Genomic DNA, 15,579 nt, shown 5'->3' with positions numbered 1-15,579 from the left:
GCACGGGAAAGAGAAGAGAGAAGAAGAGAGAAGGGGGGGAGGCCCGGCGGCCTCCCCCCTTTCCTCGTTCCGGCCAGTGGCCGTGGTCGTCCCGGCTGGTTGCCGTGTCGCCCCGGCTAGTGGTCGCGGTACACCGTCTGCACGGCCATCCGCCGCAGACCCTCGGCCCAGTCGGCCCCTACCGTGCCGCGCAGCGCGTCCTCCGCCGCCACCAGCCGGTCGGCGATCACCGACTCCACCCGGTCCCGGACCCCGGTCCGCAGCAGCAGGTCGTGCAGCTCGTCGGGGTCGGTCGCGGACAGGTCGTCACCCACCAACTCCCTCACCTCCGGCACCGTCTGCAGCGCCAGCGACATCAGCAGCGTCATCTTGTGCTGCTTGAAGTCCAGCCGGGCCGGCTTCCCGGTGGCCGCCGAGCTGCCGAAGGCGTCCAGCAGGTCGTCGCGCAGCTGGAACGCCTCGCCCACCGCGAGCCCGTACGCCTCGAACGGCGCCACCAGCTCGTCCGCACCGGCCAGCCGCGCACCCATGGCCAGCGGCCGGAAGACCGTGTACCGGCCGGACTTGAACAGCGCGATCCAGCTGGACAGTTCCGCGTCCGGGGCGAACTGGGCGGCGGCCCGCACATCCAGGAACTGGCCGACCATCAACTCCGTGCACAGCTCGCCCCACACCGGCCGCACCCGCTCCGGGCAGCCCGCGAGCAGCCGCTCCGCGTACACCAGGGCGAGGTCGCCCGCCAGGACGGCGACGCTCTCGCCGTACCGGCGGGCCGTCCCGCGCCAGCCCCGCTCGGTGTGCAGGGCGGCATGGGCGACCTGTGCCGTCGAGGCGCCGCGGCGCAGCTCGGACTCGTCCATCACGTCGTCGTGCAGCAGCGCGAAGCTGTGCAGCAGCTCCAGCGCCGCGGCGACGTCCACGATCTCCTCGCTGTCCGGGTCGCCACCGGCGGCCAGGTAGCCGGCCACGCAGAACGCGGGGCGCAGCCGCTTGCCGCCGCTGCCGACCATGCGGGCGACGCAGTCGACGAGTTCGACGGAATCCGGGTTGCGTGACTTCCACACGCGGCGTTCCTCGTCCAGGAAATTCCGCAGACGCAGCTCGACGCGGTTCAGCAACTCGTCCCGAGCCGCGATTGTTTCCATGAGTCCGGTGTCCGTGAATTCCTGGCTCACCGGCGGGGCGGTCGACATGTCAGCTCTCCTCGTGCCGGGGCAGCGATCGGACCGTCAACCAAGCGAATGACGCTGCCTCTTACTGTCCAATGGCCCGGCCCATTCTTCCGGCGCGGACGCCGCCGTGAACGGCAGGGGCAGCTCCTCGTCCAGCCACCGTCCAGGTGGGACGAGGCGGCCGCACATAGTCTCCGACATGGCAAGCGGGCCGATCCATGTGAATCGAGCACGGCGGCGAAGAGCGCCCCGTCGTCGGTGTCCGCCGCATATCCCTGGGTGAATTGACGAGGAGTCATGGAGCGATCTCAGTCTTTTGTCGACGGTGCGCAGAAATTTCCTCTGACCGGCGCCCAGGCAGGGGTGTGGTTCGCGCAGCAGGTCGATCCGGACAGCCCGATATTCCGCGCGGCGGAATACCTGGAGATTCACGGCCCGGTCGATCCGCAGCTGTTCGAGCGGGCACTTCGGCGCCTTGTCGACGAGGCCGACGCACTGCACGTGCGGTTCCTGGAGACCGACGAGGGGCCCCGGCAGACGGTCGGCCCGGCTCCCGAGTGGACCCTGCACGTCATCGACGTGTCCAGCGCCGCCGACCCCCGGCGGGCCGCCGAGGAGTGGATGGGCCGCGACCTGCGCCGCCGCATCGACCTCACCCGCTCCCCGCTGTTCACCCAGGCCCTGTTCCGGGCCGGCGAGGACCGGTGGTTCTGGTACCACGCCTATCACCACATCCTCCTCGACGGTGTCGGCGCCTCCCTCCTGGTCCGGCGGGCCGCGCACCTGTACACGGCCCTGGCCGAGGGCACCGAGCCCGAGCCGTCGTCGTTCGCCTCGGTGCGCGCCCTGCTCGCCGACGACGCCGACTACCGCGCCTCCGCCGCGTTCGACGAGGACCGCGCCCACTGGAACGACCGCTTCGCCGACCGACCCGAACCGGTGGCGCTCTCCGCCCGCCCCCTCAAGCCGACGGCCGAGTTCGTCCGCCGTACCGCCCTGCTGCCCGAGGACGTCCAGGGCGAACTGACCGCGGCGGCCGAGCGGATCGGGGTCGCCCGCTCCCGGATCGTCGTCGCCGCGACCATGGCCTACCTCCACCGCCTGACCGGGCTCACCGACGTCGTCACCGGCCTGCCGGTCACCGCGCGCACCCACGACGAGACCCGCCGGGCACCCGGCATGGTCGCCAACGTGCTGCCGCTGCGGGTGGCCGTCGACTCCGCCACCACCGTCGGCGAACTGCTCGACCGCACCCGGACCGCCCTGCGCGAACTGGTGCCGCACCAGCGCTACCGCGGTGAGGACCTGCGTCGCGACCTCGGCCTCGGCCACGAGCACCGGCGCTTCTTCGGACCGCTGCTCAACGTCGTCCCGTTCTCCTACGACATCCGCTTCGCCGGCCACCGCGCGGATGCCCGCAACATGTCGCTGCGCCTCATCGAGGATCTCGCGATCTCGGTGTACGACCGCTCCGACGGCAGCGCGATCCGCGTCGACTTCGACGTCCACCCCGAGCTGTACGACGCCGCGGAACTCGCCGCCCACCAGGACCGGTACGTCCGCTTCCTGGGCCGCCTGGCCCGCGCCCTGGAGCACCCCGCCACGCCCGTCGGCCGACTCGGCTTCCTCGACGACGCCGAACGGGCCCTCGTCGTACCCGCCGTGGAGCCGGTCACCGCCGACCCCACGGCCACCTTCCCCGCCCTGTTCGAGCGGACCGCCGCCCGCTACCCCGACGCCCCGGCCGTCCGCTTCGGCGGCACGGTGCTCACCTACGCCGAACTCAACCGGCGCGCCAACCGGCTGGCCCGGCACCTGGCCGCCCACGGCATCGGCCCCGAGGACCGGGTCGCCCTGCTGCTGCCGCGCTCCGCCGATCTCGTCGTGGCCGTGCTCGGCGTGCTCAAGGCCGGCGCCTCCTTCCTGCCGCTCGACCCCGGCTATCCACGGGCCCGTATCGACCACGTCCTCGGCGACGCCCGCCCGTCCTGCGTGCTGGCCCACTCCACCACCGCACCGCTCGCCGCCGAAGCCGGCGAGGCCGCCGGGGTCGCGTCGCTGCTCGTGCTGGACGACCCCGTGGTGACGGCCGCCCTCGCCGAGCGGCCGGGCGGCGATCTCGCGGACGCCGAGCGCACCGCCCCGCTCACCGTGGACCACCCCGCCTACGTCATCTACACCTCCGGTTCCACCGGCCGGCCCAAGGGCGTCGTGGTCACCCACCGCGGCGTCCCGCACCTCGCCGACACCTTCGTCGGGCACCTGCGGGTACGGCCCGGTAGCCGTGTGCTGCAGTTCGCCTCGCTGGGCTTCGACGCCATGGTCCCGGAGCTGTGCATGGGACTGCTGGCCGGCGCGTCCTTCGTGCTGGCGCCCGCCGAGCAGCTGATGCCGGGCGAGGCGCTGGCCGCGTTCACCCGCGCGGCCGGTGTCACCCACGCGATCCTGCCGCCGTCCTCGCTCGCCGTCATGGACCCCGCCGGTGACCTGCCCGCCGACCTGACCATCCTGGTCGCGGGCGAGGCCTGCTCCGGAGACCTCGCCGAGCGCTGGTCGGCCGGACGGCTCTTCGTCAACGGCTACGGCCCCACCGAGACCACCGTCTGCGCCACCATCAGCGAACCCCTCTCCGGCCCCGGCGAACCCCCCATCGGCCGCGCCGTCACCGGCAGCCGCGTCTACGTCCTGGACGCGGCCCTGCAGCCGGTGCCGCCCGGCGTGACCGGCGAACTGTACGTGGCCGGCGCCTCCCTGGCCCGCGGCTACCTCGGCCGGCCGGCGCTCACCGGCGAGCGCTTCGTCGCCGATCCGCACGGTGTTCCCGGCGAGCGGATGTACCGCACCGGCGACCTGGTGCGGCAGCGCCCCGACGGCACCCTGGAGTTCGTCGGCCGGGCCGACGAGCAGGTCAAGATCCGCGGCTACCGGGTCGAGCCCGGCGAGGCCGAGGCCGCCCTGCGCGAGCTGGATGCGGTCGCCCAGGCCGCGGTGGCGGTGCGCATCGACCGGACCGGCGTGCCCGCCCTGGCCGGCTACGTCGTGCCCGCCGCCGGCCGCACCCTCGACCTCGCCGCCGTGCGCGCCGCACTGGCCGACCGCCTGCCCGGCTATCTGGTGCCCGCCACACTCACGGTCCTCGACGCCATCCCCGTCACCCCCAACGGGAAGACCGACCGCAAGGCCCTGCCCGACCCGGGCGCCGGGACCGGCGGCGCGCCCGCCACGCCGTACGCCCCGCCGCGCACCCCGCGCGAGGAGCGGCTGTGTGCCCTGTTCGCCGAGGCGCTCGGCGCCCCGCGGGTCGGGCTCGACGACGACTTCTTCGAGCTGGGCGGCCACTCCCTGCTCGCCGCCCGCCTCACCCCGCGCATCCGCGCCGAGCTGGGTGTCGAGTGCGGGGTGGAGGCCGTCTTCAAGGCGCCCACCGTGCGCCGCCTGGCCGAGCGGCTCGCCGACGCCCCGCCCGCCCGTCCCGCGCTGACGCCGGTGGAGCACGACGGTGACCCCGAACTCTCGCCCGCACAGCGCCGGCTGTGGTTCCTGCACCGCCTGGAGGGCCCCAGCAGCGCGTACCACATCCCGCTCGTCCTGACCCTCGACGGCGACCTGGACACCGAGGCGCTCACGGCCGCCCTCACCGACCTCACCGACCGGCACGAGGTGCTGCGCACGGTCTACCCCGACCGCGACGGCACCCCCCGCCAGCACATCACGCCGCCCGGCGACGGACCCGCCCTGCGGCGCCGGACCGCGGCCACGGCCGAACTGCCCGCCCTGCTCGCCGAGGAGAGCGCCCGCCCCTTCGACCTCGCCGCCGAGACCCCGCTGCGTGTCACCCTGTTCGCCCTCGCCCCGCAGCAGCACGTCCTGCTGCTCCTGCTGCACCACATCGCCGCCGACGGCGAGTCCGTCGCGCCCCTGCTCGACGACCTGCTCACCGCCTACGCGGCCCGCACCCGGGGTCGTACGCCCGAACTCGCCCCGCTCCCCGTGAGCTACGCCGACTACGCCGTCTGGCAGCGGCGGCTGCTCGGCGACGAGGACGCGCCCTCCGCGGCGGCCGTGCGCCAGCTCGCCTACTGGCAGGACCGGCTGGCGGGCCTGCCCGACCACCTCGACCTGCCCTTCGACCGGCTCCCTGCGGCCACCGCGAGCGCGCCCGGGGCCCGCACCCTGACCACGCGCCTGGACGCGGACACGCACGCCCGCGTCGCCGCGCTGGCCCGCTCCGCCGGCGCCAGCCCCTTCATGGTGCTCCAGGCCGCGCTGTCCGCCCTGCTCGCCCGCCTCGGCGCCGGGGACGACATCGTGCTCGGCGCGCCCGTCGCCGGCCGCGACGACGAGGCGCTGCAGCCGCTCGTCGGCTTCTTCAACAACACGCTGGTGCTGCGCACCGACACCGCAGGCAACCCCTCCTTCACCGAACTGCTCGCCCGGGTGCGGGAGGGCGACCTCGCGGCCTTCGCCCACCAGGACCTGCCGTTCGAGCGCCTGGTGGAGGCCCTGAACCCGGTGCGGTCCGCCTCCCGGCACCCGCTGTTCCAGGTGATGCTGTCCATGGACGGCGCGCGCCGCCCGCTGCCCGCACCGCCCGGCCTGCGGCTGGGACTCATGGACGTGCCGAACACCACGGCCAAGTTCGACCTGTCCTTCAACGTCCGCGAGGAGCACGCCTCTTCCGGCACGCCCGACGGGATCCTCGTCGCCCTGGAGTACCGCACCGACGCCTTTGAGGCGGGCACCGCCCAGGACATCCTGGACCGCTTCGCCCGGCTGCTCACCGCGGTCGCGGGCGACCCGGAGCTGCGCGTCGGTGACGTACCGCTGCTCACCGACGGGGAACTGCGCCGGGAGCTGGAGGAGTTCAACGCCACGACGGCCGACGAGTCCCTGACGGACGTGGTGCGCCGGGTGCGGGAGACGGCCGCGCGGCGGCCGGACGCGGTCGCGGTGTCGGACGACGACGGCGAGCTGACGTACGCCGAACTGGTCGACCTGCTGGACCGGATCGCCGCCCGGGTCGGCGCTCTGCCCGCCGGGCCGGAGCCTGTGGTGGCCGTGCTCGCGGAGCGCGGCCGCTGGGCCGTGGCCTCGCTGCTGGGCATCCTCGCCGCGGGCGCCGTGTACCTGCCGCTGGACACCCGCTCACCGGTGGCCCGCTGCGCCGGCCTGGTGGCCGACGCCGGGGCGCGGCTGGTGCTGGCCGGACCCGGGCTGACCGGTCCGGCGGCCGGGCTCGGCACGGACGTGGTGGCCCTGGACGGCGACCTGAGCGCCGTCCCGGCCGCCGCCGTCCCGGCCGTCCCGGACCGGCTGGCGTACGTGCTGTTCACGTCCGGCTCCACCGGCCGGCCCAAGGGCGCGATGGTGCACCACCGGGGCATGAACAACCACCTGCTGGCCAAGATCGAGGACCTCGACCTCGACGCCCGCGACGCGGTGGTGCAGAACGCGCCGCTGACCTTCGACGTCTCCGTCTGGCAGATGCTCGCGCCGCTGGTGGTCGGTGGCCGTGTGGTGGCCGTCGGCCAGGAGCTGGCCGTCGACGCCGTCGGCCTGTTCCGGACGGCCGGGCGGGACGCGGTGACCGTGCTGGAGGTCGTGCCGTCGCTGCTGCGGGCCGCGCTGGACGCCTGGGACGAGGGCGCCGAGCTGCCCGAACTGCCCGCGCTGCGCCGGCTCGTCGTCACCGGCGAGGACCTGCCGGCCGAGCTGTGCCGCCGCTGGTTCGCGCGGTTCCCGGCGGTGCCGGTGGTCAATGCCTACGGCCCCACCGAGTGCTCGGACGACGTCACGCACGCCGTGATCACCGCCGCCTCGGCCGGATCCGAGCGGGTGAGCGCGCCGATCGGGCGGGCCGTGCGCAACACGTCCCTGTACGTGTTGGACGACCGGCTGCGGCCGGTGCCCTCCGGTGTCCCCGGTGACCTGTACGTCGCCGGCACCGGGGTCGGCCGCGGCTACCTGGGCGACCCGGCGCGCACCGCGGGCGTGTTCGTGGCGGACCCCTTCGCGGCGGACGGGACCCGGCTGTACCGGACCGGGGACCGCGTCCGCCGGCTGCCCGACGGGCAGCTGGAGTTCCTGGGCCGCCGGGACGCGCAGGTGAAGATCCGCGGGCAGCGGGTCGAGCTGGGCGAGATCGAGGCCCGGCTGCGCGAGGTGCCGGGCGTCACCGACGCGGCGGCCGCGGTGGTCGACGGCCGGCTGGTGGCCCACCTGGTCGGCGGCGCCGACCCCGAGGCGGTGCGGGAGGCGGTCTCCCGGGTGCTGCCGGAGCACATGGTCCCCACCGCCTGGACGGCGCTCACGTCGATGCCGCTGACCGCGAACGGCAAGGTGGACCGCAAGGCGTTGCCCGTACCCGACCTGACCCGCACGGCCGGCCGGGCGCCCGCCACGGCGCAGGAGGAGATCCTGTGCGGGATCTTCGCCGAACTCCTCGGCGTGGAACGGGTCGGCGCCGACGACGACTTCTTCCAGCTCGGCGGCCACTCCCTGCTGGCCACCCGCCTGGTGGCGCGGGTCCGTTCGGCGCTGGACGCGGACGTCTCCGTCGCCACCGTCTTCCGCAACCCCAGCCCCGCGGGCCTCGCGGCCGCGCTCGGCCTGCGCCCGCCGGCGCGCGCGGTCCTCGCCCCGCGGCCCCGCCCCGAGGTGCTGCCGCTCTCGCCCGCCCAGCGCGGCCTGTGGTTCATCAACCGGCTCGACCCCGCCGACGCCTCCTACAACATCCCGCTGGTCGTCCGGCTCACCGGCGCCCTCGACCGGCGGGCCCTGGAAGCGGCCCTGGCCGCCCTGGTGGCCCGGCACGAGACCCTGCGCACCGTCTTCCCGGAGTCCGAGGGCACCCCGCGTCAGGTCGTGCTGCCGGCCGACCGGGCACGCCCCCGCCTGGACGTCGTCGACGCCGCGGGCCGGGACGAGACACCCCTGATCGCCGCCGTCACCGGCCGGGGCTTCGACCTGGCCACCGAACCGCCGGTGCGCGCCGCCCTGCTGGAGCGCGGTCCCGAGGAGCACGTCCTGGTGCTGGTCGTGCACCACATCGCCAGTGACGGCTGGTCGACCGCGCCGCTGCTGCGCGACCTGTCCGCCGCCTACCGCGCCGCGCTCGACGGCGCCGCCCCCGACTGGGCCCCGCTGCCCGTCCAGTACGCCGACCACGCACTGCGCCTGCACGAGCGGCTGGGCGGCGAGGACGACGCCGACAGCGTGCTGTCCCGTCAACTCGCCCACTGGAAGGACGTCCTGGCGGACCTGCCGGAGGAACTCACGCTGCCCACCGACCGGCTCCGGCCGCGCGAGAGCGGCCACGCCGGCGGTCTCGTCCCCTTCGAGATCGGCGCCGGCACCCACCGGGCGGTCCTGCGCACGGCCCGCGAGCACGGGGTCACGCCGTTCATGGTGCTGCACGCCACGCTCGCCGCCCTGCTCACCCGCGTCGGAGCGGGCGAGGACATCGTCGTCGGCGGCTCGGTCTTCGGCCGGGACGACGACACGCTCCGCGACCTCGTCGGCTTCTTCGTCAACTCCCTCGTGCTGCGCACCGACACCTCCGGCGACCCGACGTTCGGCGAACTGCTCGCCCGGGTGCGCAGCGCCGACATCGACGCCTTCGACCACCAGGACCTGCCGTTCGAGCGGCTGGTGGAGGCCCTCAACCCGGCGCGCTCGGCCGGCCGGCACCCGCTGTTCCAGACCAAGCTCGTCCTGCAGAACCTCGGCCGCCCGACGGCCGACCTGCCCGGCCTCACCGCCGAGTTCGTCCAGCAGGACCCCGATCTGGCCAAGTTCGACCTGCTGTTCAGCGTCGCCGAACGGTTCGGCGAGCAGGGCGAGCCGGCCGGGATCACCGCCGCGGCCGGCTACTGCGCCGACCTGTTCGACCGGGCCACCGTCGCGTCCCTGGCCACCCGCTTCGTACGGCTCCTGGAGGCGGCCCTGGCCGACCCCGACCGGCGCCTCACCGAGCTGGAGATCGTCTCCGCCGCCGAGCGGGACGAGGCCCTGCGGCGGCGCAACGACACCGCGGCGGAGGTCTCCCGGCACACCCTCGCGCAGCTCTTCGCCCAGCAGGCGGCCCGCACGCCCGAGGCACCCGCCGTGGTCTGCGGCCCGCGGGAACTCACCTACGCGCAACTCGACCGGGACGCCGACCGGCTGGCCCGGCTGCTGCTGGCCCATGGAGCGGGCGCCGGGTCCGTGGTGGCGCTCGGGCTGCCGCGCTCGGCCGAGGCGGTCGTCGCGATGCTCGCGGCCGGGAAGGCCGGAGCCGCCTATCTGCCGCTCGACCCCGACCAGCCCGGCGACCGCGTCCGCACCCTCCTCGACGACGCCCGCCCGGCGCTGCTGCTGACCACCCGCGCCGCCGTGCAGACGGCCCCGCACCTCATCGAACGGCCCGGCACCACCGTCGTCCTGGACGACCCGGACACCGAGGCGGCCATCGCCCGGCTGGCCGCCGGCCCGCTCTCGGACACCGAGCGCGGCGCCCCGCTCACCCCGGACGACGCCGCGTACGTCGTCTACACCTCGGGCTCCACCGGCACCCCCAAGGGCGTCGTGGTCGAGCAGCGCGCGATCGCCGAGTACGCCACGTACTGCGCCGCCCGCTACCCGGGCCTGGCCGGCCGCACCCTGCTGCACTCGCCGCTCTCCTTCGACCTGGGCCTGACCGGCCTGTACGGCACCCTCCTGGCCGGCGGCTGCCTGTACGTCGCGGACCTGGACGAGCGGCTGCGGGTGCCGGGCGGTCTCACCTTCGCCAAGGTGACCCCCAGTCACCTGCCGATGCTGCTGGAGCTGCCCGAGGCCTGCTCGCCCACCGCCCAGCTCGTCATCGGCGGCGAGGCGCTGCACGCCGAGCAGCTCGCCGCCTGGCGCGAGCGCCACCCCGGTGTGGAGGTCGTCAACCACTACGGCCCCACCGAGACCACCGTCGGCTGCCTGGACCACCCCGTTCCGGCGGGCGCCGCGCTCCCGGCCGGACCGGTGCCGCTCGGCCGGCCCATGACCAACACCCGGGTCTACGTCCTCGACGCCCGGCTCGGCCCGGTGCCGGACGGCGTCACCGGTGACCTGTACGTGGCGGGCACCGGCGTGGCCCGCGGCTACCTCGGCCGCCCCGACCTGACCGGCGAGCGGTTCGTGGCCGACCCGTTCGGCCCGGCCGGGTCCCGGATGTACCGCACCGGCGACCGGGTCCGCTGGAGCCGCGACGGACTCCTGACGTACGTCGGCCGCGCCGACCACCAGGTCAAGGTGCGCGGCTACCGCATCGAACCGGGCGAGGTCGAGGCGCGGCTGCTCACCGCGCCCGGCGTCACCCAGGCCGTCTGCCTGGTCCGCGAGGACCAGCCGGGCGACCGGCGGCTGGTCGCCTACGTCGCCGCCGAGGCCGGCCCCGGCGCCGCCGAGGCGCTGCGGAACCACGCGGCCGCCGCGCTGCCCGCGTACCTGGTGCCGTCCGCCGTGGTGGTCCTGGACCGGCTGCCCCTGACGGCCAACGGCAAGATCGACCGCGCCGCGCTGCCCGACCCCGCCGCCCCGTCCGGCCCCGTCACACGGGCTCCGCGCACGCCGGAGGAGGAGATCCTCTGCGGCCTGTTCGCCGACATCCTGGGCACCGGACCGGTCGGCATCGACGACGACTTCTTCGCCCTGGGCGGCCACTCGCTGCTCGCGATGCGGCTGCTCAGCCGGATCGCCACCACCCTGGGTGCCCGGATCGGCATCAAGGCGCTGTTCGACGACCCCACCGTCGCGGGCATCGCCGCCCGCCTGGGCTCGGCCCAGGACACCCGCCCGCCGCTGGTGCCCGCCGAGCGCACCGAGCGCGTCGCCCTGTCCTACGCCCAGCGCCGCCTGTGGTTCCTCAACCGGCTGGAGGGCGCCGACGACGCCACCTACAACGTCCCGCTGGTGCTGGGCATCGACGGCGACCTCGACCGGGCGGCGCTGCGGGAGGCGCTGCGCGACGTCGTCACCCGGCACGAGAGTCTGCGCACGGTCTTCCCCGAGCAGGGCGGTGTGCCCTGGCAGCGGGTCCTCGGACCGGTCGAGGGCGCGCCCGTGCTGGAGGAGACCGGGACCGGGCCCGACGGGCCGGCCGACGCCGTCCGGCAGACCGTCACCCGCGGCTTCGACCTGGTCTGCGAACCCCCGCTGCGCGCCCGGCTGCTGACCGGCGGCGACGAGACCGTACTCGTCCTGGTCATGCACCACATCGCCACCGACGGCTGGTCCATCGGCCCGTTCCTGCGCGACCTCGGCCACGCCTACGGCGCCCGGGTCCGCGGTGCCGCGCCCACCTGGCGTCCGCTGCCGGTGCAGTACGCCGACTACGCGCTGTGGCAGCAGCGGGTCATGGGTGACCCGCAGGACCCGGACAGTCCGCTGGCCCGGCAGCTGGCGTACTGGACCGGGGCCCTGGCCGGGCTGCCGGAGGAGCTGGACCTGCCCACCGACCGGCCCCGCCCGGAGATCGCGGCCTACCACGGCGCGAACGTGCCCCTCGCCCTGGACGCCACGGCGCACACCGCGCTCGCCGCCCTGGCCGCGAAGAGCGGCGTCAGCGTCTTCATGGTGCTCCAGGCCGCCCTGGCCACGCTGCTGACCCGGCTCGGCGCCGGCACCGACATCCCGCTCGGCACCCCGATCGCGGGCCGCACCGACGACGCCCTCGACGACCTGGTCGGCTTCTTCGTCAACACCCTGGTGCTGCGCACCGACACCTCCGGCGACCCGACCTTCCGGGAGCTGCTGGCCCGGGTCCGGGAGACCGACCTGGCCGCCTACACCCACCAGGACCTGCCGTTCGAGCGCCTGGTGGAGGAGATCAACCCGGCGCGCTCGCTCGCCCGGCACCCGCTGTTCCAGGTGATGCTGGTACTGCACAACGCGATCAGCGACCGGCCCTGTGCCGAACTGGACGGCCTGCCGGTGCGGGTGGAGTCCGCCGAAGCCCCCGTGGCCAAGTTCGACCTCTCCTTCAGCCTGTGGGAGCGGCACACCGACGACGGCCGGCCCGACGGCATCGCCGGGCAGATCGAGTACGCCACCGACCTCTTCGACGCCGCCACCGCCGAGGCGCTCGCGGCCCGGCTGACCCGGCTGCTCACCGCCGCCGTCGCCGAGCCCGACCGCAGCATCGGCGACCTGCCGGTGCTGGCCGAGGACGAGCTGCGCACGCTGCTCACCGACCGCAACGACACCGCCGTGGCCCGCCCCGCGGCCTCCCTGCCCGAACTGTTCGCCGAGCGGGCCGCCGGGGCCCCCGACGCCCCGGCCGTGGAGAGCGCGGACCTGACCCTCACCTACGCCCAGCTCGACGCCCGCGCCGAGGCCCTCGCCGACGCGCTGGCCGAGCGGGGTGTGGGCACCGAGGACCGGGTGGCGCTGCTGCTCGGCGGACGCGTCGACCACGTCGTGGCCGCGCTGGCGGTGGCGAAGGCGGGCGCCGTGTACGTGCCGCTGGACGGGCGCAGCCCCGAGGCCCGCCTGCGGCACATCCTGGCGGACACCGCCGCCGTAGCCGTCGTCACCGACCGCGCCACCGCCCCGCTCGTCCCGCAGGGCGCGGCCCCGCTGGTCTTCGTCGACGACCGGGCGCAGCGGTCCCACCCGCGGCCCGCCGTCCGCCCCGACGCACTCGCCTACATCATGTACACGTCCGGCTCGACCGGAGAGCCCAAGGGCGTCGCGGTCACCCACCGCGGGGTCGCGGGACTCGCCCGCGACCGGTACTGGGGCCACGGCCCCGAGGACCGCGTCCTGTTCCACTCGCCGACCACCTTCGACGCCTCGACGTACGAACTGTGGGGCCCGCTCCTGAGCGGCGGCCGGATCGTCGTCTGCGACGCGGACGCCACCGACATCGCGGCCCTCGCCCGCACCATGACCGACCACCAGGTCACCGCCGGCCTGTTCAGCGAAGGCCTGTTCCGGCTGCTCGCCGAGCACCACGCGGACAGCTTCCGGCACCTGCGCGACATCTGCGTCGGCGGCGACACCCCGGCCGCGACGAGCGTCCGCCAGGTCCTCGCCCACGCCCCGGACGCCCGCATCACCAACAGCTACGGACCCACCGAGTCCACGCTGTGCGTGGTCCACCACACCCTCACGCGACGGGACCTGGAGCGCGGGACGGTCCCCATCGGCCGCCCGCTGGACAACACCCGCGTCTACGTCCTCGACGACCGCCTGCGGCCCGTACCGGACGGCGTCGTCGGTGAACTCCACGTCGCCGGGGAGGGCCTGGCCCGCGGCTACACGGGCCGCGCGGCCCTGACCGCCGAGCGGTTCGTCGCCGACCCGTTCGGCCCGGCCGGCTCCCGGATGTACCGCACCGGCGACCGGGTCCGCTGGAGCACCGACGGGGAGCTGGAGTTCGTCGGCCGCGTCGACGACCAGGTCAAGGTGCGCGGCTTCCGCATCGAACCCCGCGAGGTGGAGAACGCGGTCGCCTCCTTCCCCGGCACCGCCCACACCGTCGTGACCGTCCGCGAGGACCGGCCCGGCGACCGGCGGCTCGTCGCCTACGTCGTACCGGCCGGCGTGGACGTCACCGCGATGCGCCGGCATGTGACCGGGCTGCTGCCCGACTACATGGTCCCCGACGCCTTCGTCACCCTGGACGCCCTGCCGCTGAACGCCAACGGCAAGCTCGACCGCGCGGCCCTGCCCGCACCGGAGCGCTCCGCCACCGGCGGCCGGGCACCGGGCGACGCCCGTGAGCGGCTGCTGTGCACGCTCTTCGCCGACCTGCTCGGCGTCGCCGACGTCACCGCCGACGACAACTTCTTCGCCCTGGGCGGCGACAGCATCGTCTCGATCCAGCTGGTCAGCCGCGCCCGCCAGGCCGGCCTGGCCCTCACCCCCCGGGACGTCTTCCAGCACCAGACGGTCGCGGCCCTCGCCCGGGCGGCCGCCGAAGCCGGCGACCAGGCGGTCGACGACGACGGCACGGGACAGGTGCCGGCCACCCCGATCATGGAGTGGCTGCGCGAACTCGACGGGCCGATCGAGGGCTTCAACCAGTCCGTGCTGCTCCGGGTCCCGGCGGGCCTGACCGAGCACACCCTGACCGAGGCGGTCCAGGCCCTCTTGGAACGGCACGACGCCCTGCGCGGACGCCTCGACCGCGCCGAGCCCGGCCCCTGGCGGCTGGAGATCCCCGCCGCCGAGACCGCCGACGCCACCCGCCACGTCCGCCGCGTCGACGTCTCGGGCGTACCGGAGACGGACCTCGAACCACTGCTGACCCGCGAGGCCGAGGAGACCCGCCGCGCGCTCGACCCGGACAAGGGCGACATGCTGCGCGCCGTCTGGTTCGACGCCGGCGCCGACCGCCCCGGGCGCCTGCTGCTGATGGCCCATCACCTGGTCGTCGACGGAGTGTCCTGGCGCATCCTGGCCCCCGACCTGATGGACGCGTGGCTCGACCGTGGCCACGAGCTGCAGCCGGTGGCCACCTCGCTGCGCACCTGGGCGCACCGGCTCGCCGAACGGGCGCTCTCCCCGGCGGCCGAGGACCAGCTCGCCCTGTGGGAAGGGCTCACGGCCGCCCCCGACCCGAGGCTGACCGCCGAGCCGCTCGACCCGGCCGAGCACACCAAGGGCACCGCCCGCCACCACACCGCCGAGCTGCCGCCCGAGCGCACCGAGGCCCTGCTCACGACCGGAGCCGAGGAGACGCTGCTCACCGGGTTCGCGCTGGCCCTCGCCGAGTGGCGGCGGCGGCGCGGCACCGGCGGCGGCAGCCCCGTCCTGATCCACCGCGAGGGCCACGGCCGGGACGGCGACGACACCGCCGACCTGACGCGCACGGTCGGCTGGTTCACCGCCATGCACCCGCTGCGCCTCGACCCCGGTATCCGCTGGCACGAGACGGCGGACCCCGACGCCCTCGCCGGGGCGCTCGCCCGGATCGCGGAGCAGCTGCGGGCCCTGCCCGACAAGGGCACCGGCTACGGCCTGCTGCGCCACCTCAACCCGAGGACCGCGCCGCTGCTCGCCGCCGGACACAGCCCGCAGATCGCGTTCAACTACCTGGGCCGGGTCCGCACCGGCGGCGACGCCCCCACCGTCTGGGGCGCGGCACCCGAGCGGGTGACCGTGGCGCCCACCGACCCCGGCATGCCGTTCGCGCACGCCCTGGAGCTGAACGCGATCGTCCACGACGGCCCCGACGGCCCGCGTCTGAAGGCCACCTGGTCCTGGCCCGGCGTGCTGTTCGACGAGCCGGAGATCGCGGCCCTGACCGACCTGTGGTGGGCGGCGCTGGACGCGCTGACCGGGGCGACACCCGGCCCGGACGCCGACCCCGCCACCCCTTCCGACCTCTCCCTGGTGGACCTCCTCCAGGACGAGATCGACGAGCTCGAGTCCGACTGGAGGCAGTGAA

General features: G+C 75.2%; 2 protein-coding genes. One reads left to right on the top strand and one right to left on the bottom strand.

Features of this window, described 5'->3' with window-relative positions; genetic code table 11:
* Positions 1–116: 116 nt before the first annotated feature.
* Complete coding sequence (locus ACFY3C_RS12200; protein ID WP_390770677.1) at positions 117–1,193, bottom strand: polyprenyl synthetase family protein; 1,077 nt, start codon at positions 1,191–1,193, stop codon at positions 117–119.
* A gap of 276 nt (positions 1,194–1,469) precedes the next feature.
* Between ACFY3C_RS12200 and ACFY3C_RS12195 the strand changes: the two genes are divergently transcribed.
* Positions 1,470–15,578: an amino acid adenylation domain-containing protein gene (locus tag ACFY3C_RS12195; RefSeq protein WP_390770676.1), complete on the top strand. Its 14,109-nt coding sequence runs from the start codon at positions 1,470–1,472 to the stop codon at positions 15,576–15,578.
* Position 15,579 lies beyond the last annotated feature (1 nt).

The sequence above is a fragment of the Streptomyces sp. NPDC001410 genome (genome assembly GCF_042895235.1).
Classification (GTDB): domain Bacteria; phylum Actinomycetota; class Actinomycetes; order Streptomycetales; family Streptomycetaceae; genus Streptomyces.
The sequence above is the reverse complement of the archived record's forward strand: the minus strand, read 5'-3'. Positions and strand labels throughout refer to the sequence as shown.